The following is a 19,132-nucleotide window of genomic DNA, read 5'->3' as shown; positions in this document are numbered from 1 at the left end:
GGGGGGGGGGGGGGGGGGGGGGGGGGGGGGGGGGGGGGGGGGGGGGGGGTGGGGGTGGGGGGGGGGGGGGGGGGGGCCGTGGCAGCTGCCACGGCCCCCGTTGTTGTTCAGGTGGTCAGTGCTTGTTGTCCTGCTCCGGGTGAGCGAAGTTGAGGTGCTCCGGAGGCAGCGGGAAGGTCACGTCGTCGCCGAAGGGCGACGGCGCGGCGGCCCGGTCGAAGGTGAGCTCGGTCAGCGGCAGCTTGCCCCGGTCGTCGACCGCCGGAGCGGTCGGGTGGGGCACCTCCCGGTGCCAGTTGACGCCGCTCTGTGCCTGCGCCTCAGCCCCCGAGTCGTGGGAGCCACCCGCGTGCGAGTGCACCCCACCCCGGGCGGAGCCCGGCGTCGCCGAGCCCTGACGGGCGGTGGTCACGCTGGTCTGGGGCGTCTCGCCCCGACGGAAGATCTTGCTACCAAGCCACACAAGGGGATCGTACCTGCGGTCGACGACCCGTTCCTTCATGGGGATGATCCCGTTGTCGGTGATCTTGATGTGCTCGGGGCAGACCTCGGTGCAGCACTTGGTGATGTTGCAGAAGCCGAGGCCCTGTTCGGCCTGCGCGTACTCCTTGCGGTCGGTCCGGGCGTCCAGCGGGTGCATGTCCAGCTCGGCCGCCCGGATGAAGTACCGCGGACCGGAGAACGCCTGCTTGTTCTCCTCGTGATCGCGGATCACGTGGCAGACCGTCTGGCACAGGAAGCACTCGATGCACTTGCGGAACTCCTGCGAGCGCTCCACGTCGACCTGCTGCATCCGGTAGTCGCCCGGAGCCACGTCCGTCGGAGGGGCGAACGCCGGGGTCTCCCGTGCCTTCTCGTAGTTGAACGAGACGTCGGTGACCAGGTCCCGGATGACCGGGAAGGTGCGCAGCGGGGTGACAGTGACGGTCTCGTCGTCGCCGAAGGTCGACATCCGCGTCATGCAACCCAGCCGCGGCTTGCCGTTGATCTCCATCGAGCAGGAGCCGCACTTGCCGGCCTTGCAGTTCCACCGGCAGGCCAGGTCGGGCGCATCGGTGGCTTGCAGGCGGTGGATGACGTCGAGGACGACCTCGCCCTCGTTCACCTCCACCATGTAGTCCTGGAGGTCGCCGCCGCTCTCGTCGCCCCGCCAGATCCGGAACTGACGCTTCCCGCTCATCGGTTGTCCGCCTCTCCAGCGTCGTCAACGAGGGCGTCGAAGTCGGCGAGCTCCTCGTCGGTGAGGTACTTGGCCAGCTCGGCCCGGTCGAAGAGGCCGATCAGCTCCGACCGCATCTTCGGCAGCGGCTTGCGGGTCAGCTGCACGGTGTCGCCGTCCAGCGCGCAGACCAGGTTGACCTGCCGCCACTTCGGCTCCATCGTCGGGTAGTCCTCCCGGGTGTGCCCGCCGCGCGACTCCTGCCGCTCCAGCGCCGCCTTCGCGGTGCACTCCGAGACCACCAGCATGTTGCGCAGGTCCAGGGCCAGGTGCCAGCCCGGGTTGTAGCGTCGGCCGCCGGCCGCGCTCACCTTGGCCACCCGCTCACGCAGCTCGGCGAGCCGGACCAGCGCGTCGGCCAGCTCACCCTCCCGGCGGATGATGCCCACCAGATCCCCCATCACCGCCTGGAGGTCCTGCTGAAGGGTGTACGGGTTCTCGCCGGTGTCCCGTTGCAGCGGCGCGAGGGCGGTCTCCACGGCCGCCTCGACCTCGTTCACGGCCACCTTCGGTCGGGCGGTCAGCCCGTCGGCGTAGCTGGCCGCGTGTCCGCCCGCCCGCTTGCCGAAGACCAGCAGGTCGGACAGGGAGTTACCACCGAGGCGGTTGGAGCCGTGCATGCCACCGGAGACCTCACCGGCGGCGAACAGCCCGCGTACGTGGCCGAAGGCCGCACCCGAGTCCGGATCGACCTCGACGCCGCCCATCACGTAGTGGCAGGTCGGGCCGACCTCCATCGGCTCGGCCGTGATGTCGACGTCGGCCAGCTCCTTGAACTGGTGGTACATCGACGGCAGCCGGCGGCGGATCTCGTCGGCGGAACGTCGGCTCGCGATGTCCAGGAAGACGCCACCGGCGGGGGAGCCCCGGCCGGCCTTGACCTCGCTGTTGATGGCCCGGGCCACCTCGTCGCGGGGCAGCAGCTCCGGCGGGCGTCGGTTGTTGTCCGGGTCGGTGTACCAGCGGTCCGCCTCCTCCTCGGTCTCCGCGTACTGCTTGCGGAAGACGTCGGGGACGTAGTCGAACATGAACCGCTTGCCCTCGGAGTTCTTCAGGACGCCGCCGTCACCGCGCACCGACTCGGTGACCAGGATGCCCTTCACCGAGGGCGGCCAGACCATGCCGGTCGGGTGGAACTGGAGGAACTCCATGTTGATCAGCGTCGCCCCGGCGCGCAGCGCCAGCGCGTGCCCGTCCCCGGTGTACTCCCAGGAGTTCGAGGTGACCTTGTACGAGCGCCCGACGCCGCCGGTGGCAAGCACGACCGCCGGCGCCTCGAAGAGGATGAACTCGCCCGACTCGCGGTAGTAGCCGAACGCGCCGGCCACCCGGTCACCGTCGAGCAGCAGCTCGGTGATGGTCGTCTCGGAGAACACCCTGATCCGGGCGTCGTACGAGCCGAACTCCCGCTGGTCCTCCTGCTGAAGCGAGACGATCTTCTGCTGGAGGGTGCGGATCAGCTCCAGCCCGGTCCGGTCACCAACGTGCGCCAGGCGCGGGTACTCGTGGCCACCGAAGTTGCGCTGCGAGATCTTGCCGTCCTTGGTGCGGTCGAAGAGCGCACCGTACGTCTCCAGCTCCCAGATCCGCTGCGGCGACTCCTTCGCGTGCAGCTCGGCCATCCGGAAGTTGTTGAGGAACTTGCCACCGCGCATGGTGTCGCGGAAGTGCACCTGCCAGTTGTCCCGGCTGTTCACATTGCCCATCGCGGCGGCGGCGCCGCCCTCGGCCATCACCGTGTGCGCCTTGCCGAACAGCGACTTGGAGATGATCGCGGTCTTCTTGCCGGCCAGCCGGGCCTCGATCGCCGCGCGCAGACCGGCGCCGCCGGCCCCGATGACGACGACGTCGTAGTGGTGTCGTTCGATGCGAGTGGTTGTGGTCATGTCAGGGGCCCTTTAGTTGATGAACCGCAGGTCGGAGAACCAGCCGGCAGCGAGCGCCATGATGTAGAAGTCGGCCAGCGCCAGGGTGCCGAGGGTGATCCAGGCGAGCTGCATGTGCCGGACGTTCAACGCCGAGACGAAGGTCCAGGCCTTGTACCGCACCGGGTGCTTGGAGAAGTGCTTGAGCCGGCCGCCGATGATGTGCCGGCAGGAGTGGCAGGAGATCGTGTACGCCCAGAGCATCACCACGTTGAGCAGCAGGATGATGTTGCCCAGCCCGAAGCCGAAGCCCTTCGGCGAGTGGAAGGCGAGAATCGCGTCCCAGGTGTTGATCAGCGAGATGATCGCGGCGGCGTAGAAGAAGTAGCGGTGCAGGTTCTGCCCGAGCAGCGGGAAACGGGTCTCACCGCCGTACTCCTTGTGCCCGTCCGGGACCGCGCAGGCCGGCGGCGACAGCCAGAACGACCGGTAGTACGCCTTGCGGTAGTAGTAGCAGGTGAGCCGGAACAGCAGCAGGAACGGCAGGGTCAGCGCGGCGTCCGGGATGATCCACCAGCCGGGCAGGAACCGGCCGAAGTGCGAGGCTTCCTCGACACACCGGTCGGTCACGCACGGGGAGTAGAACGGGGTCAGGTAGTGGAACTGGTCCACCCAGTACCACTTGTGCATGAAGACCCGGACCGTCGCGTACGCGACCCAGGCGCTGAGCCCGATCACGGTGATCAGCGGGGCGAACCACCATCGGTCGGTACGCAACGTCTTCGCCGCGATGGCGGCGCGCGCCCGCGCCCCCTTCGGCCTCGTTGCCGTTGAAGTCATTCGAGTCGTCTCCTCGACGGGCCCGTACGGGCGGGCTGGTCTCTCTCCGGTCGGCACGCGGACCGGCGAACCCGCACCCGCTGCCACGTCATGCGCACACCAACGACCACGCCGGATCGACCGACGCAGCTAAGTGACACACGTTACGCCGATCTCCGCGAGCCGTCCGCGCAAGGGAGTGTCCCGTGTGTCTGGCCTGCGGAAAAGCCCTCGACGCGCCGGTTTGGCGCGCGTCGTCGACCATCAGCGAGCGTGGCCGACAACGTCAGCCGGATGCTCCTCCGGTGAAGTGCCACGACGCCAGCCGCAGCGACGGCGCCGCCCACCAGGCACCGTCCACCCGGTCCGGTTGGCGCGCAGCCCGCGCGCCGAGCCCGAGCACCGCCCCCGGCCCGAGCGCCCGCGGGTACGACTCGGTGAACCGCAGGTCACGGACCGCCCGGACGACAGTGCCGTCTTCGATCAGCCAGACGCCGTTGCGGGTCAAGCCGGTGACGACGAGGCTCTTCGGGTCGAGCACCCGGGTGTACCAGAGATCGGTGACCAGCAGCCCTCGGCGTACGCCGGCCACCAACGCGGCGGTGTCCGCGTCGACGACCGCCCCGGCCGCCGCGCCGGTGGTGCTCCGGCCCACTGCACTGGCCGGACCCGCCACCGCGCCGGTCAACCGCAGGTTGCGGGGCATCGGGCCCCAGGTGGCACCCCCCGCGACCGCGTGCCCGGTGGACTCCGCGCCCGCCTCGGCGGCGGTCCGGCGATCGTGCGCCACCGCCCGGGTGGTGCCCGCCTCGACGAGCGTCAGCGCCCGGCGGCCGGTGCCCTCCGCGTCGAACGGCAACCCGGACCCGCCCAGCGGGTCGTCCACCACTGTCACCGCCCTGTCGAACTGGGCCGCGCCCGGCTCGGCGAACGACTGCCGCTCGGCGTACCGCTTGCCGTTGAAGCCGAAGAAGGACAGGTTCTGCAGGAGGTCCGCCACCGCAGCCGGCTCGAACACCACCTCGTAGTGCCCCGGCGGCAGCTCGACCGGGTCGGCCGCCGCCCGCACCTTCGCGGCCGCCTGCGCGCCCAACTCGGCGCCGTCGAGGTCGGACAGCCGGTCGGCGCTGCGCCGGGCCACCCCGTCGGCGCCGTCGAGGCGGGCGATGCCGTCCATCGCCGCCTCCACCGAGCGGCCGTACGCCGAGTGTCCGGCCGAGTTGGCGAACGCCGACGAGCGGTGCGCGGTGCGGCAGTAACCGGCGGTGCTGAGGCCCCCGGCGGCGGCCACGAACGCCCCCACCCGATCGGCCCGTTGGTCCGGCTCAGCGTGCGCGGTGGCCTCGTCGACGGGCGGGGCGTCCGGCGTGGGCGTGGGAGGGGTCAGCCCCGGCCAACCCGGGTCGGGCGGGCAGAGCCGCGCCGCGGCCAGGGTGCGCTCCACCAGATCGGACAACCCGTCGGCGGTGACCACGCTGCCGCCACCGGCAGCCGTCCGACCGTCGACGTGCACCCGCAGCCGGACCCCGACGGTGGACTCGGAGACGTTCTGGTGGATGCCCGAGTTGGCGAACCGGGTCAGCGCCAGGTCCGCCCGCGTCACCACCGCCTCGGCCTGCGCGGCCGGCCCGCCAAGACGCCGAACCAGCTCCACCACCTGCCCGGCCAGCTCCAACTCGGTCATGCTGAGACCCCCACGCGGACGTTGCGGAACCGGGCCGGCGCGGCCGGGTGGCCGGTGTGCCCGATCTGGCCGGGCTGGCCCTTACCGCAGTTGGGCGTGCCCCAGGAGACCGTCTCGCTGGAGAGCATGTCCATCGAGCGCCAGAACAGGGGGCCGATTCCGGTGTACGTGGGGTTGCGCAGCATCCGCCCCCGCCGCCCCTTCTTGATCTCCCAGCCGACCTCGCAGCCGAACTGGAAGTTGAGCCGCTTGTCGTCGATCGACCAGGACCGGTTGAGGTCCATCAGCACGCCGTCGTCGGTGGCCGCGATGATCTCCTCCAGCGTGTGCGGGCCGGGTTCCAGACCGACGTTGGTCATCCGCACCATCGGCAGCCGGGCCCACCCGTCGGCCCGTACGCTGCCGCCGTAGTCGAGGCTCGCCATGGCTGCGGAGTCGCGGCCGGCGAGCACACCCACCCAGCGACCGTCCCGGACCGCGTCCCGTTTGACCGCCGGGGAGCCCTCATCGTCGAAACCGAAGCTGCCCAGCGCACCCGGGATCGTCGGGTCGATGGTGATGTTCATCAGCTCCGAGCCGTAACGCAGCGAGCCGAGCTGGGCCAGGTCCAGCCAGGACGTGCCGGCGAAGGCCGCCTCCCAGCCGAGGATCCGGTCCAGTTCGATGGCGTGCCCGACCGACTCGTGGATCTGCAGGGCCAACTGCTCGCCGCCGAGGATCAGGTCTGTCTCGCCGGCCGGGCAGGCCGGCGCGGTGAGCAGCGCCCGGGACTCCTCGGCGATCTGCGCGGCGTGCGCGGCCAGGTCCAGCGACTCGACCAGCTCCCACCCGGTGGTGCCGTACTGGCCGCGGTAGCTCGGCCAGGACCGGCGCTGCGTCTCGCCGTCGCCGATGGAGGTGGCCGAGATGCCGCCGCCGCACTCGCGAATCCGCTGGTCGATCCGGTGGCCCTCGCTGGAGACGAACCACTTCGTGGTGTCCCAGATCTGGTACAGGCCCTCGGCCAGGTCCGCGCCGTGCTCGGCCATCGTGCGCGTCGCGTCGACGAGCAGATCGCCCTTGTTGGACAGCGGCACCCCGAGCGGGTCGATCTGGCAGCCGGAGGCCCAGCTCGCGGTCACAGCCTGGACCGGCACCAGGTCGACCGAAGGGCCCGGCACCCGCGCGCTCGCCATGGCGGTCCGCGTCGCGCGCCGGCCGGCGTCGCGGGCGGCGGCGTCCGACAGATCGGGTACGGCGTGAAAGCCCCAACTCGCCCCGACCAGCGCTCTGACCCCGAGCCCGATGCTCTCGTCCTGGGTCAGTTCCTCCACGTCACCGTTGCGCGCGGTCATCGACTCGTAGCGGCGGTGCATCACCCGGGCGTCGGCGTACCGGGCGCCCGCGTCGAGGGCGGCCTGGACGGCGGCGGCGGCCGCGTCGAACTCGGTCATGGACCGACCCTAGGCCAGCGGACCGACACCCGTCAGGGGAGCAGTTCCTCCGGCCGGATGATGGCCTTCACCGGCTCAGTCAGCTCCAACACCTCGCCGATCCTGGTGGTCGACCGCTCTACGTAGTGGGCCCCCTGTAGCTGGTAGAGGTTCACGCTCAGGCTTTCTTGCTCAACGAGGAGATACCACTCGATCCCGGCTGTGGCGTACAGGTGCGGCTTCAGCACCCGGTCGATGGTGGCGGTGTGTGGTGCGGTGACCTCCCCGACCAGCAGGACCGGGTCCGCCGGCACGCAGTCGGCCGTGAGATCCAGCTCCGCCGTCACCACAAGGTCGGGGTTGAGGATCCGCGTGCCGCTCAGTCGTAGGTTGATCACCGGAAGCAGAGTGCGATCCGCCGCCGCGCAGCCGGGTTCCAACGCGGCCGTCAGACCACGGACGATCACCTGGTGTCGGACGGACGGCGGTGGTCCGATGAGCAGGCTGCCGTCGAGGAGTTCGATCCGCTGGGCTGTCTCACCGAGGGCGAGGTAGTCCGACTCGGTCCATGGCAGCGCGTGGCCAAAGATGCTGGCGGGAATCATCTGTTCAGTGCAGCTCATTCCGGATCGCCCAGGTCGCACCTGACGTGCGAGCACAGGATGAATTGCCCGGTCAGAAAGGGGTAACCGTCAAGGCTGAGTCGCCAAAGATCGAGCTCTACGCAGATGTAGGCGTTCCCGGCGCTCCGCGGAGGGCAAGATCGCGCAACATCCTGGTTGTAGTGGTGTCGGCGCGTCGGCGATGCCACTGGATCCTGGTTCGAGCGTGACCTTGGCGGCGGTGGGCGTACCAAACCCCGCTCCTGCTCTCAGGGGCGGTGGTTCGTTGTCGAGATCCGCGCAGTATCGGAGATGTTGCTGCCTCCTCGCGTGTCGGAGGCAGCAACATCGGGGAAGTTGCGCAGATCTTGGCGCGGGGCGCGGCATGAACGGGTGTGGATGGCGAGGTGACGGGGGTGCGGGGCCGATGCCGACTCGTTACGCTCGGGCCCGCTGACACGTGCCGGCTTTGTAGCTTATTTTCACCCTCGGGACTTTGCTGTAAGTTCTCTTCGTCACTGAGGGAGGTGGCCGTGGACAGCTCGGAACCCTCGCCGTCCGGAAACCCGGACGACCGTCCCGCCGTGCCGGCACAGCGCTCCGACCAGGACGCCTACCTGCGGGTGCGTGATCTTCGGGTCCGGTTCGACACCGAGGACGGCGTGGTGCGCGCGGTCGACGGGCTGTCGTTCGCCGTCGAGCGGGGCCGCACCCTCGGCATCGTGGGTGAGTCCGGCTCCGGCAAGAGCGTCACCTCGCTGGCGATCCTCGGCCTGCACGACCCGAAACGGACCACCATCACGGGGGAGATCTCCGTGGGTGGCCGGCAGGTGGTCGGCCTCGCCGACGAGGAGGTACGCCGGCTGCGCGGCCGGGACATGGCGATGATCTTCCAGGATCCACTGTCGGCTCTGCACCCGTACTACACGGTGGGCCGGCAGATCGCCGAGGCGTACCGGGTGCACCACCCGAAGGCCAACCGGCGCGAGGCCCGCCAGCGTGCTGTCGACATGCTGGACCGGGTCGGCATCCCGCAGCCGGCGCGTCGCTTCGACCAGTACGCGCACGAGTTCTCCGGCGGCATGCGCCAGCGGGCGATGATCGCGATGTCCCTGGTCAACGACCCGGCGCTGCTGATCGCCGACGAGCCGACCACCGCGTTGGACGTCACAGTGCAGGCGCAGATCCTGGACCTGCTCGCCGACCTCCAGGCCGAGTTCCACTCCGCGATCATCCTGATCACCCACGACCTCGGCGTGGTCGGCCAGGTCGCCGACGACGTGCTGGTCATGTACGGCGGGCGGGCCGTCGAGCGGGGCAGCGTCGAGCAGGTGCTCCGTGCGCCGCAGCATCCGTACACCTGGGGGTTGCTCTCCAGCGTGCCGTCGCTGCACGGCGACGCGGACGCGGACCTGGTGCCCATCCCCGGCAACCCGCCCAGCCTGATCAACCTGCCGTCGGGCTGCGCGTTCCACCCACGCTGCCGGTACGCGGACCGCGCCGGCAGCCGCTCCCGCACCGAGGTGCCCGAGCTGCGCCCAGCCGGGGCCGATGGCCACCTGGTCGCCTGCCACCTGAGCGCCGAGGAGCGCGCCGCGTTCTACGCCGAGGACGTCGCATCCGTGGGGGTGGCCCGATGACCGACGAACCACTGCTGCGCGTACGCGGTCTGAGCAAGCACTTCCCGGTACGCCAGGGGCTGCGCGCCACCGGTCTGGTGCGGGCGGTCGACGGGCTCGACTTCGACGTGCGCCCGGGCGAGACGCTCGGCCTGGTGGGGGAGTCGGGCTGCGGCAAGACCACCACCGGTCGGATGCTGGTGCGGTTGCTGGAACCGACGAGCGGCAGCATCGAGTTCGACGGGCGGGACATCACGCACGCCGGCCGCCGGGAGTTGCGCCCACTGCGCCAGGAACTCCAGATCATCTTCCAGGACCCGTACGCCTCGCTGAACCCTCGACACACGGTGGGCCGGATCGTGGCGATGCCGCTACAGGTCAACGGAATCAAGCCGCCGGGTGGCATCAAGGCCCGTGTGCAGGAGTTGCTGGAGCTGGTCGGGCTGAACCCGGAGCACTACAACCGGTATCCGCACGAGTTCTCCGGTGGTCAACGCCAGCGCATCGGCATCGCCCGCGCGCTGGCCCTGCGGCCGAAGCTGATCGTCGCTGACGAGCCGGTGAGCGCGCTGGACGTCTCGATCCAGGCGCAGGTCGTCAATCTGCTGCGCGACCTGCAACGCGAGCTTGGCCTGGCCTTCGTGTTCATCGCACACGACCTGGCCGTGGTCCGGCACTTCTGCCAGCGGGTCGCGGTCATGTACCTGGGGCGGATCGTGGAGATCGGCGACCGGGCGGACATCTACGAGCGCCCACAGCACCCGTACACCCGGGCCTTGCTCTCGGCGATCCCGGACGTCACCCAGCTCGGCCCGGCGGGGCGGATCCGGCTGACCGGTGACGTACCCACCCCGCTGGACCCGCCGTCGGGCTGTCGGTTCCGCACCCGGTGCTGGAAGGCGCAGGACATCTGCGCCACCGAGGAGCCCGCGCTGATCCCGCGTGACGGCGGCAACCAGGCCACCGCGTGTCACTTCCCAGAAGGGGAAGCGGCCAGCACGGGCCCGGAAGGGGAAGTGGCCAGCACGGGCCCCGAAGGGGAAGCGGGCCCCGCACGGGCAGACGCTAACGTCGAGGAGGTGTCGTCGTGAGCCTGTCCCCGGTGGAGGGTGTGGCGCTGGCCGAGATCGAGTCCGGTGGCGACGAGGGCGGAGCCGCGACCAAGGGCGTCGTGGGCCGTTCGCCCGGTCAGCTCGCCTGGCTGCGGCTGCGCCGCGACCGGACGGCGGTGATCAGCGGCGTACTCCTGGTCTTCTTCCTGTTGTTGGGGTTGGCCGCTCCGCTGATCGAGATGGTCTACGGGGTCGGCCCGCGGGAGCAGTTCCAGAACATGCTGGACGGCTTCGGCATGCCGCTGGGGTACGCCGGCGGGGTCAGTGGCGAGCACTGGTTCGGTCTGGAGCCGGGGCTGGGCCGGGACATCTTCATCCGGCTGATCTACGGGCTGCGGACCTCGCTGTTCATCGCGTTCGCGGCGGCCCTGATCACCGCGACGATCGGGATCGTGCTGGGGGCGCTCGCCGGCTACCTCGGCGGCTGGCTCGACGCGGTGATCAACTGGATCACCGACCTGACCCTGGCCATGCCCTTCCTGATCATCGCGCTGGCACTCACGCCCACCATCACGCTGCGCTTCTACGGTGAGCGGGGGCAGGTGTCGTCCGCCTTCGGGGTGGGCGTGCTGATCGCCGTCTTCGCCATCTTCGGCTGGACCAGCACGGCCCGGCTGGTTCGCGGGCAGGTGATCGCGCTGCGCGAGCGGGAGTTCGTGGAGGCGGCCCGGGCCAGCGGGGCCGGGTTGGGGCACATGCTCTTCCGGCAGTTGCTGCCGAACATCTGGGCGCCGATCCTGGTGTCCTTCTCCCTGGCGGTGCCGCAGTTCATCACCAGCGAGGCGGCGCTGTCATTCATCGGCGTCGGCCTCAGCGACGAGACGCCGAGCTTCGGCCGAATGATCTACCGCAGTCTGGACTTCCTTCAGACCGACCCGGCGTACGTGTTCTTTCCGGGCATCACGATCTTCGCGCTGGTGTTCGCCTTCAACCTCTTCGGCGACGCGTTGCGGGACGCGCTCGACCCGAAGTCGTCCCGGTAGGGGTCAAAATCATGGCGCGATTTCTGCTCAAGCGACTCTTCTCCGCCACGCTGACCCTCTTCGCGGTGAGCGTGTTGACCTTCCTGATGTTCTTCGCCCTGCCGCGCGACCCGGTCAGCAGCATCTGCTCGAAGAACTGCAACCCGGAGCGGCTGGAGCGGGTCCGCGACGACCTGGGCCTGAACGATCCGCTGATCAGCCAGTACGCCGGTTACATGAAGGGCATCGTGACCGGTCGGGACCTGGGCAGCGCCCAGGGCGGCCGGTGCGACGCACCCTGCCTGGGCTGGTCGTACGTCACCAACGAGGCCGTCTCGGACACCATCGCCCGGGTGCTGCCGGTGACGCTGAGCATCGTGATCCCGGCGGCCATCCTCTGGTTGCTGCTCGGCGTGGGGCTCGGCATGGTCTCCGCGCTGCGGCGGGGCACCTGGCTGGACCGGCTGGCCATCGGCTTCTCGCTGACCGGCGCCTCGTTGCAGCTGTACTTCGTGGGCGCGGTGCTGCTGCTGGTGTTCGTCTACAACCTGCGGCTGTTGCCGGTGCCCAGCTACACCTCGATATTCGACAACCCGGCGAAGTGGGCCAGCGGGCTGGTGCTGGCCTGGGTGGCGCTGGCCTTCCTCTTCTCGGCCATCTATGCCCGGTTGTCGCGGGCGCAGATGTTGGAGACGCTGTCCGAGGACTTCGTCCGGACCGCGCGGGCCAAGGGCCTGGCCAAACCCACTGTGTACGGGCGACACGCGCTGCGCGCGGCGATCACTCCGGTGGTGACCATCGCCGGGCTGGACGTGGGCGGGGCGCTGGGCGGCACGGTGATCACCGAGACCACGTTCGGCATCCAGGGGTTGGGGCGTACGGCGGTGGACGCGGTGCGCTCGGGTGACCTGCCCACGATCATGGCAACGGTGCTGATCGCGGCCGTCTTCGTGGTCCTGGCGAACGTGCTCGTCGACCTGCTCTACGCGGCCATCGACCCCCGGGTGCGGTTGCGTTGACGGCCGGGTGTCCGCCACGCCCACCGATGGCGAAATTTATCGACAACTGTTACACAACTCGTAGGTTTTCTTCCTTACGATCCTCGGGACGTCGGCGGTTCTCGCCCCGACGAAACCGCACGGCACATGGGTGAAGGGGGTATTCATGAGACCACGCGTGGTGGCCGCCGCGGGCGGCGCGATCGCTCTGGTGGTGGCATTGGGTGCGTGCTCGAAGAACACGGGCGAGGGCACCACGGTGAACACTGACCGGAAGCAGAGCGGGGTCATCGCGACCGACCCCAAGGACTCGCAGGGGCCGGCTGCCGAGGTGAGCGGCGCTGCGAAGGGCGGCGTCTTCAGCGTCATCCGGGAGTCGCCGATCTCCCACCTGGACCCGCAGCGGACGTACTCGTTCGCCGGTCTGATGGCCAACCCCCTCTGGTCCCGTTACCTGACCACCTGGAAGGACGACGGCAAGGGCGGCCTGGTCCTGGTGGGCGACCTGGCCGAGACGCCGGGCAAGAACGTCAACAACGACTGCAAGGTCTGGGAATTCACCGTCAAGGACGGGGTGAAGTTCGAGGACGGCCGACCGATCACCTCCAAGGAGATCGCGTACGGCATCGCCCGCTCCTTCGACCCGGACCTCTCCGGCGGCCCGACCTACATCCAGGAGTGGCTGGCCGACACCGCGCAGTTCGACACCAAGTGGGACTTCAAGAAGAACAAGACGTCGCTGCCCCCCGGCCTGAGCACGCCGGATGCCAAGACGCTGCGCTTCGAGTTCGCCAAGCCCCGCTGTGACCTGCCGTTCGCTGTCTCGCTGCCGACCACCGCGCCGCTGCCCGCCGACAAGGACACCGGCGTCGACCTGGACAAGCAGCCGTTCTCGTCCGGCCCGTACAAGGTCGCCAAGAACCAGGTCGGCGTGCAGATCACCCTGGACCGCAACCCCAACTGGGACCCGAAGACCGATCCGGTCCGGCACCAGTATCCGGACCAGTTCGTCTGGACCTTCGGCCCCACCGCGGACGCCGCCAACAACCGGGTGATCGCCGACAACGGCGCCGACCAGAGCGCGCTCGCCTTCAACACCGTGCCCGCCTCGCTGGTCGCCAAGGTGGCCGGGGACGCGTCGCTGAAGTCCCGGACGCTCCTCTCGCCGACTCCGAGCGCAAACCAGCTCGTCATCAACAACCAGCGGGTCACCGACCTGAAGGTGCGTCAGGCGCTCAACTACGCCATCGATCGCGAAGGCATGATCAAGGCGCTCGGCGGTCAGACCGTCGCCGCGCCGCTGACCACGCTGATGCCGCCGGCCACCATCGGCTACAAGGCATACGACGCGTACCCGGCGGGCGCCAACGGCAACGTCGACAAGGTCAAGGAGCTGCTCGGCGGCAAGACGCCGGAGCTGGTTCTCGGTGTGGCCGACAACTCGACCGAGCAGCAGCAGGGTGCCCAGCTCAAGGCGAACCTGGAGCGGGCCGGCTTCAAGATCACCGTCCGGAACATCTCGGACGACGCGAAGCTCGACGAGATCAAGAAGAAGAACAACCCCTGGGACCTGTACATCGGTAACTGGGCGGCGGACTGGCCCAGCGGGGCCTCGATCCTGCCGGTGCTCTACGACGGCCGGACCATCAAGGCCGAGGGCAACAGCAACCAGTCCTACTTCAACGACCCGACGATCAACGCTGAGATGGACCGCATCCTGGCCATGCCCCCGGCCGACCAGGGACCGGAGTGGGCCAAGCTCGACGAGCGGATCATGAAGGAGCACGCACCGGTGGTGCCGTTCTACGTCGACGTGGCCTACAACGTGCACGGATCCAAGGCCGGCGGGATCTTCATCTCCAGCGTCTTCGGCTACCCGTCGTTCGTGAACGCGTACGTCAAGCCGTAAGTCACACCGCAGACCAGCAGGGTCCCCTTCCGACAACGTCGTCGGGAGGGGACCCTGCTGTCATGGACTGGTACCCGCCCATCGAGCCGTACGACTCCGGGATGCTCAGCGTCGGGCACGGTAACGCTGTACTGGGAACTGTGTGGAAACCCCGGCGGCAAACCCGCGGTGTTCCTGCACGGCGGCCCCGGCGGTGGTCTGCTCCCCGGCAATCGGCAGTACTTCGACCCGTCCGGCTACCGCGTCGTGCTGTTCGACGCGGGCCACAGCGGCTCCGAACCTGGCACCCGCAGCCTGCTCATCGAAGCCGCCAACCAGTTCCTCGCGTGAAGGTCGCGCAATGGCCTCTTGATGACGCATCGGCCCTACGCCATCCGCGCCGCCGGCTGCGAACTGCTCGGCGAATCGTGCTGTTCCGGCGAGGTGTTGTACTGGTGGAGCCTCGCCTTGGACGTGGAGGCATCTCGGAAGGTCAGCTCCCACGGCCCGGTGTTGACGTCCATGTCCTTGCCGAACCCGACCCATTTCCCGGCCATCCGTCGGCCTGTGGGCTCCACAAGTAGCTGGATTGCGCCGTGGTACCGGGCGCCTCGGTAGTAGCCGGCCGCGTCGGTCTGCTCGACCCAGGTGCCGGTAACCACGGCACCGTCAACGGTCAGATCCATTGACAGCGAGGATGCCGCCGAGCCAGGAAGGCTTCGTACTGTCAGTCGGTCGCCGTGCTGGAGTACGACCACGAAGTGCTGCCCGGCGAATGATTCCCTCCGGCCACTGGAGTGGTACTGGTAGCGGCTGAGCCAGACGCCGTCGTACGACGCGTGGACCGTGAGCGGCTTGGGCGTTGGTGTGGCCAGGCTCGACATGGGCGAGGTCAGGTCGTGGCCACCGTGTTGGTCGTCGACGACATCGCCATTGGGTATCGCGGCGAAGCCGAGCAGCGAGACCGGCAGGCCGGTCACGACTTCCAGGGCGCGGGCGTACACCGGCCGCGGTGCGGCGATCGCGCCAGACTCCCAGCGCTGGACCAGCCTCTTGTTCGCGTCGTTGGGCTCGCCGACGCGACGGCCGGCGGCCTGGAGCGCGCGGGCGAAGTCGTCCTGGCTCATGCGCATCCCGGTGCGGACCGCGCGTAGAGCGGTGTTCGGGGCATTCATGTTCGCCACAATAGCGATGCGTCGCCTTAATGTCGCCAGCAAAGTGCCCGTGTTGTCGCACTCTATGCCGTCGCGCCTGGCGACGGCTCGGCGTCATTGTGGATGGAACGCGACGGCTGAGCCTGCCGATGCGCCCAGCAGCGGAGGTGATGATGCCCAGTTCTGATGACGAGTTGGTCAGCCAGGGAGAGCAGATCGATGCGGCCGAACGGGAAGAAGCCAAACGCCGGTTGCTCGCGCAGGCCGAGGCCGAGCGGATACCGGTACAGGAGACGACTCGGGCGGTGCCGGATCGGCGGTGGCGTGGTGGACCGTGATCCAGTGCCGATCGGTCGGCGTGTCGCCTACCTGCGGGTGCGGCGGAGGTTGTCGCAGCAGTCGTTCGCGGATCGGTTGGGGAAGTCCAAGAGCTGGGTGGACAAGGTCGAGCGCGGGGTCCGTTCACTGGAACGGGTGTCGACCATCCGGGAGATCGCGGCGGTGCTGCGGGTCGATCCCGCAGCGCTGCTCGGTCGTGACGTCCAGTCCGCCGGGGCGGCGGAACGTCGCGAGGGAGTGGCGCGGATTCGGGCCGCGCTGTCGGCGTACCCAATGGCTTATTGTCGCCCGGCGGACCGTGACGTGATGTCGCCCGATCGGTTGGCTCGGGAGGTGCGGCACGCGTGGATGACCTACCAGCACGCCCGGTACCCACGTCTGGTCGAGCTGCTGCCCACGTTGGTGACCGAGGTTGACCGCGCCTACGCGCTGGACCCCGAGGCCGGGCGCGCAGCGGTGGTCGAGGCGTATCGGGTGACCGCGGCGCTGCTGGTGAAGCTGGGTGAGGGGAGCCTCGCGTGGCTGGCCGCTGACCGGGCGATGTCCGCCGCCGCCGATGACCGGGTGATGTTGGCCTGCGCGGCGGTGCAGCTCGGCCAGGTGCTGCGGGCATCGGCGCGGGCAGGGGCAGTAATGCTGGCCGCCGCTTCCCAGATCGCCAGTGGCACGCCGGAAGCGATGTCGCTGCGTGGATCGCTGCTTGTACAGGCCGCCCTGATCGCGGCCAGGGCGGGAGACGAGCGGGTGGTCGATGACCTGCTGGATGAGGCCGCCGAGTTGGCCGTCCCGGTAGGCGACGGACACGACCATCACCGGACGGCGTTCGGGCCGACGGCCGTCGAGTTGGCGCAGGTCGCCGCCACCGTGGAGTTGGGCGACGGGCCCCAGGGGGTCGCCCGGCACGAGTTGGCGATCGGACGGGACGGGTGGCGATGGCTGCCGGTCGAGCATCGGGCCGGCCATCTGATCGACGCGGCGCGCGCGTACCTTCTGACGGACGACGTCACCAACGCGGCCCGGGTCCTGCTGCGGGCCGAACGCATCGCACCCGCCGAGATCCGCGACCGGCCGGCCGCCCGGGACGTGGTGGCCCGGGTCGCCCGCGACCCGGCTGCCCCAGCCACGATCACCCAGCTCGCCATCAACCTCGGAGTGCTGTGAGCAGGACGCCCCACCCCGATAGATCAACGTAAGTCGATCGAGAAGGCCGCGCCGATCTTGCAGTTTCGGTCGTCAACATGAGTGGAATGCCTGTTGTGTCGCGACAGGAAGTGCAAGATCGCCGAATCGGAGTTGGGTCGGGGCCAGTACGGCTGGGATGATCGGGGCCATGCGGTTGGAGTCGCGGTGACGGCTGTGCCGGTGCTGCCGGTGCGCGGTTCGCTGGCGGTCTATCCCGGCACATTCGATCCGTTCACCCCCGGCCACGGCGACCTGGTGGCGCGTGCCCGGATGATGTTCGACCTGGTCATCGTGTTGCTGGCGGTGAACGCCGACAAGCGACCAACCGCCGAGGCCACGGCCAGGGCGGCCCGCGTACGCGACGCCATGCCGGTGGCCTGGGGCAATGTCGAGGTGGACACCTCGACCGGGCTGACCGCTGCCTACTGCGCGCGTCGAGGTGCCACGGTCATCGTTCGCGGCGTGCGCACCGCTGCCGACCTCCGCTACGAGTACCAGCTCGCCGCGATGAACGAGCAACTCGGCATCCAGACCGTCTGGCTGCCGCCCCGTCCGCACCTGGCCGCCGTCTCGTCCACTGCCGTACGGGCGTATGACGCGGCGCGGCCGGCACCGCCGATCCCATAGCGTCCCGGAGAGCCGGAGCGGGTGGCCGAGTCGCGGAGAGGGCCGGCGATGGGCGTTCGAACGGAAGGGGCGTCGATGGCGCGACCAACACTGTTCCTGACGGTAGGGCTGCCGTGCACGGGGAAGACCACCGCCGCTCGGCGCATCGAGATCGAGTCGGCGGCACTTCGTCTCACGAAGGACGAATGGGTGAAGGCTCTCTACGGGCCTGAGAATCCGTCGTCGGCTCAGGACGTGATCGAGGGACGACTCATCGAGATCGGGCTGCGGGCGCTCGAGCTCGGCAACAACGTGGTGATCGACTTTGGCCTCTGGAGTCGGGACGAGCGCTCCGCCCTGCGCCAGGCGGCAGCAGACCTGGGCGCGCTCGTGGAGCTGCGCTACCTCGAGGTCGGTCCAGTCGAGCAGCGCCGGCGACTGGATCGGCGGCAGGCCGAAGCGCCGCACACCACGTGGCCGATGTCCGACGCGGAACTCGCCGAATGGGCTGCCGGCATCGACATCCCGACGCCCGGCGAGCTGGACGGCAGCGAGCCTGTCGATGACCCACCTGCTGGTTTCGCGACATGGCACGAGTGGCGCCGACACCGTTGGCCGCCCTCGGTCTCCTGACCCCGTACATCCTCGACGGGAGCGGACGCGGCTGGCCTGCCAGCCAGAGGAGCACCCAACCGGCCACTCCGCCCGACTCGCCCGCACCGCCAGGTAGGCCAACCGGGGCGTAACAGCCGCGCTTTCGCCCCGGATCAGGGGACGATCACCACGCCGCCGCGCACCCCGCCCTGGGCCAGCCGCTCGTGGGCGCTCGCCGCGTCGGCGAAGGGGTACACGTCAGCGACCCGGAGCGGGATGTCGCCGCTGGTGACGAGTTTGACCAGTTCGCCGAGCCGGGTTCCGTCCGGTAGCACCTCCAGCGCGAAGGTCCGGATTCCGCGTACCGGCTCCGGGCGGAGCGGGGGTGACGCGGCCACGTAGCCGCCGCCGTCCCGAACGAGGTCCAGCAGCGAGGAGCCGATCACCGCCAGGTCGATGACCGCGTCGAACGTGCCCGTCGGGTCGTCGGTGCGGGACAGGAACGCCGCACCCAGCGACTCGACGAACTCGCGGTCGTTGGCCCCGGCGAGTCCTGTGGCGTGCAGACCGGTCGACCGGGCGAGCGCCAGAACGAACCCACCGACCTGCCCGGCGGCGCCGGTGACGAGCACTTTCGAACCCGCGGGGAGCGCGAGCAGGTCGAGTGCCTGGGCGGCGGCGAGGCCGTTGGTAGGCAGGGTCGCCGCCTCGGTGGCCGGGACACCGGCGGGCGCGGAGGTCAGCCAGGCGGCGTCGAGCACCACGTATTCGGCGTGGGCGCCGGCCGTGGTCTGCAGCCATGGCGAGAAGCCGATGACCTCGTCGCCGATCGCGTACTCGTCGACCGATGGGCCGACCGCGTCGATGCTGCCGGCAACGTCCCAACCGGGCGTGTACGGCAGGCTGGTCGGCAACGGCGCCGGGAACCGACCGGAGCGGACCATCAGATCGACCGGATGGACGACCGACGCCGTGACCCGCACCCGTACCTGCCCCGGCCCGGGCTCGGGCACCGGCATCTCGGCCACGTGCAGGACCTCCGGTCCTCCGAACTGTGCATAGCTGACTGCGCGCATC

18 protein-coding genes are annotated in these 19,132 nt (G+C 69.6%); 10 read left to right on the top strand and 8 right to left on the bottom strand.

The annotated features are described in order from the left end of the window. Nucleotides 1-115 precede the first annotated feature (115 nt). From ABZU43_RS21450 to ABZU43_RS21425, 6 genes are all read right to left on the bottom strand, one after another. A complete protein-coding gene (locus ABZU43_RS21450; protein WP_355008232.1) occupies nucleotides 116-1,180 on the bottom strand; it encodes a succinate dehydrogenase/fumarate reductase iron-sulfur subunit in 1,065 nt (354 codons plus the stop codon). Continuing rightward, entirely contained in the window at nucleotides 1,177-3,105 is a 1,929-nt protein-coding gene (locus ABZU43_RS21445; protein WP_355008231.1) for a fumarate reductase/succinate dehydrogenase flavoprotein subunit, read from the bottom strand. Before ABZU43_RS21445 ends, ABZU43_RS21450 begins: the two co-directional genes overlap by 4 nt. 12 nt (nucleotides 3,106-3,117) lie before the next feature. Then, nucleotides 3,118-3,924: a hypothetical protein gene (locus ABZU43_RS21440; protein ID WP_124859396.1), complete on the bottom strand. Its 807-nt coding sequence runs from the start codon at nucleotides 3,922-3,924 to the stop codon at nucleotides 3,118-3,120. Nucleotides 3,925-4,189: 265 nt separating this feature from the next. Beyond that, nucleotides 4,190-5,587, bottom strand: coding sequence for a metallopeptidase TldD-related protein (locus ABZU43_RS21435; protein ID WP_355008230.1), 1,398 nt, complete (start codon nucleotides 5,585-5,587; stop codon nucleotides 4,190-4,192). Beyond that, nucleotides 5,584-7,020 carry a TldD/PmbA family protein gene (locus ABZU43_RS21430; protein WP_355008229.1) on the bottom strand — a complete coding sequence of 479 codons (1,437 nt, stop codon included), beginning with the start codon at nucleotides 7,018-7,020 and terminating at the stop codon, nucleotides 5,584-5,586. Before ABZU43_RS21430 ends, ABZU43_RS21435 begins: the two co-directional genes overlap by 4 nt. Before the next feature lie 32 nt (nucleotides 7,021-7,052). Next, nucleotides 7,053-7,604 (bottom strand): Uma2 family endonuclease, encoded by a 552-nt coding sequence (locus ABZU43_RS21425; RefSeq protein WP_355008228.1) that lies wholly within the window; start codon nucleotides 7,602-7,604, stop codon nucleotides 7,053-7,055. Nucleotides 7,605-8,185: 581 nt separating this feature from the next. Here ABZU43_RS21425 and ABZU43_RS21420 point away from each other — a divergent pair. The 6 genes from ABZU43_RS21420 to ABZU43_RS21395 all read left to right on the top strand — a co-directional run bounded on the left by ABZU43_RS21420 (nucleotide 8,186) and on the right by ABZU43_RS21395 (nucleotide 14,531). After that, nucleotides 8,186-9,241 (top strand): ABC transporter ATP-binding protein, encoded by a 1,056-nt coding sequence (locus ABZU43_RS21420; protein ID WP_355008247.1) that lies wholly within the window; start codon nucleotides 8,186-8,188, stop codon nucleotides 9,239-9,241. Continuing rightward, nucleotides 9,238-10,311, top strand: a complete 1,074-nt coding sequence (locus ABZU43_RS21415; RefSeq protein WP_355008227.1) for a dipeptide ABC transporter ATP-binding protein — start codon at nucleotides 9,238-9,240, stop codon at nucleotides 10,309-10,311. Before ABZU43_RS21420 ends, ABZU43_RS21415 begins: the two co-directional genes overlap by 4 nt. Continuing rightward, a complete protein-coding gene (locus tag ABZU43_RS21410) occupies nucleotides 10,308-11,315 on the top strand; it encodes an ABC transporter permease (protein WP_355008226.1) in 1,008 nt (335 codons plus the stop codon). The genes ABZU43_RS21415 and ABZU43_RS21410 overlap by 4 nt, the downstream gene beginning before the upstream one ends. Before the next feature lie 11 nt (nucleotides 11,316-11,326). After that, complete coding sequence (locus ABZU43_RS21405) at nucleotides 11,327-12,313, top strand: ABC transporter permease (RefSeq protein WP_112604983.1); 987 nt, start codon at nucleotides 11,327-11,329, stop codon at nucleotides 12,311-12,313. A 145-nt stretch (nucleotides 12,314-12,458) separates the two neighbouring features. Then, nucleotides 12,459-14,201, top strand: coding sequence for an ABC transporter substrate-binding protein (locus tag ABZU43_RS21400; protein ID WP_355008225.1), 1,743 nt, complete (start codon nucleotides 12,459-12,461; stop codon nucleotides 14,199-14,201). Between the two features lie 168 nt (nucleotides 14,202-14,369). Beyond that, on the top strand, nucleotides 14,370-14,531 hold the full coding sequence (locus tag ABZU43_RS21395) for a hypothetical protein (RefSeq protein ID WP_355008224.1): 162 nt from the start codon (nucleotides 14,370-14,372) through the stop codon (nucleotides 14,529-14,531). A gap of 35 nt (nucleotides 14,532-14,566) precedes the next feature. Here ABZU43_RS21395 and ABZU43_RS21390 read toward each other — a convergent pair whose 3' ends face one another. Next, nucleotides 14,567-15,364 (bottom strand): XRE family transcriptional regulator, encoded by a 798-nt coding sequence (locus ABZU43_RS21390; protein WP_355008223.1) that lies wholly within the window; start codon nucleotides 15,362-15,364, stop codon nucleotides 14,567-14,569. 143 nt (nucleotides 15,365-15,507) lie between these two features. Here ABZU43_RS21390 and ABZU43_RS21385 point away from each other — a divergent pair, with 143 nt between their 5' ends. The 4 genes from ABZU43_RS21385 to ABZU43_RS21370 all read left to right on the top strand — a co-directional run bounded on the left by ABZU43_RS21385 (nucleotide 15,508) and on the right by ABZU43_RS21370 (nucleotide 18,094). After that, nucleotides 15,508-15,672, top strand: coding sequence for a hypothetical protein (locus ABZU43_RS21385; RefSeq protein WP_355008222.1), 165 nt, complete (start codon nucleotides 15,508-15,510; stop codon nucleotides 15,670-15,672). Continuing rightward, entirely contained in the window at nucleotides 15,662-16,834 is a 1,173-nt protein-coding gene (locus ABZU43_RS21380; RefSeq protein ID WP_355008221.1) for a helix-turn-helix domain-containing protein, read from the top strand. Before ABZU43_RS21385 ends, ABZU43_RS21380 begins: the two co-directional genes overlap by 11 nt. A gap of 186 nt (nucleotides 16,835-17,020) precedes the next feature. Further along, the gene (coaD, locus tag ABZU43_RS21375) at nucleotides 17,021-17,482 is read left to right on the top strand and encodes a pantetheine-phosphate adenylyltransferase (protein ID WP_355008220.1); all 462 of its coding nucleotides are present in this window, start codon (nucleotides 17,021-17,023) and stop codon (nucleotides 17,480-17,482) included. Nucleotides 17,483-17,503: 21 nt separating this feature from the next. Further along, nucleotides 17,504-18,094 carry an ATP-binding protein gene (locus ABZU43_RS21370; protein ID WP_355008219.1) on the top strand — a complete coding sequence of 197 codons (591 nt, stop codon included), beginning with the start codon at nucleotides 17,504-17,506 and terminating at the stop codon, nucleotides 18,092-18,094. A 134-nt stretch (nucleotides 18,095-18,228) separates the two neighbouring features. Here ABZU43_RS21370 and ABZU43_RS21365 read toward each other — a convergent pair whose 3' ends face one another. Further along, on the bottom strand, nucleotides 18,229-19,131 hold the full coding sequence (locus ABZU43_RS21365; RefSeq protein WP_355008218.1) for an NADP-dependent oxidoreductase: 903 nt from the start codon (nucleotides 19,129-19,131) through the stop codon (nucleotides 18,229-18,231). Nucleotide 19,132: the final 1 nt, after the last annotated feature.

Origin of the sequence: Micromonospora sp. NPDC005205 (assembly GCF_040608275.1) — a bacterium.
Classification (GTDB): Bacteria; Actinomycetota; Actinomycetes; order Mycobacteriales; family Micromonosporaceae; genus Micromonospora.
This window is presented reverse-complemented; position numbering and strand designations above follow the sequence as displayed.

Excerpts from the sequence above, each read along its gene's own strand:
- ABZU43_RS21445 (WP_355008231.1), bottom strand. The coding sequence starts at position 3,105 with ATGACCACAACCACTCGCATCGAACGACACCACTACGACGTCGTCGTC.
- ABZU43_RS21365 (WP_355008218.1), bottom strand. The coding sequence starts at position 19,131 with ATGCGCGCAGTCAGCTATGCACAGTTCGGAGGACCGGAGGTCCTGCAC.
- ABZU43_RS21440 (WP_124859396.1), bottom strand. The coding sequence starts at position 3,924 with ATGACTTCAACGGCAACGAGGCCGAAGGGGGCGCGGGCGCGCGCCGCC.
- ABZU43_RS21450 (WP_355008232.1), bottom strand. The coding sequence starts at position 1,180 with ATGAGCGGGAAGCGTCAGTTCCGGATCTGGCGGGGCGACGAGAGCGGC.
- ABZU43_RS21435 (WP_355008230.1), bottom strand. The coding sequence starts at position 5,587 with ATGACCGAGTTGGAGCTGGCCGGGCAGGTGGTGGAGCTGGTTCGGCGT.
- ABZU43_RS21385 (WP_355008222.1), top strand. The coding sequence starts at position 15,508 with ATGCCCAGTTCTGATGACGAGTTGGTCAGCCAGGGAGAGCAGATCGAT.
- ABZU43_RS21415 (WP_355008227.1), top strand. The coding sequence starts at position 9,238 with ATGACCGACGAACCACTGCTGCGCGTACGCGGTCTGAGCAAGCACTTC.
- ABZU43_RS21425 (WP_355008228.1), bottom strand. The coding sequence starts at position 7,604 with ATGATTCCCGCCAGCATCTTTGGCCACGCGCTGCCATGGACCGAGTCG.
- ABZU43_RS21430 (WP_355008229.1), bottom strand. The coding sequence starts at position 7,020 with ATGACCGAGTTCGACGCGGCCGCCGCCGCCGTCCAGGCCGCCCTCGAC.
- ABZU43_RS21400 (WP_355008225.1), top strand. The coding sequence starts at position 12,459 with ATGAGACCACGCGTGGTGGCCGCCGCGGGCGGCGCGATCGCTCTGGTG.
- ABZU43_RS21405 (WP_112604983.1), top strand. The coding sequence starts at position 11,327 with ATGGCGCGATTTCTGCTCAAGCGACTCTTCTCCGCCACGCTGACCCTC.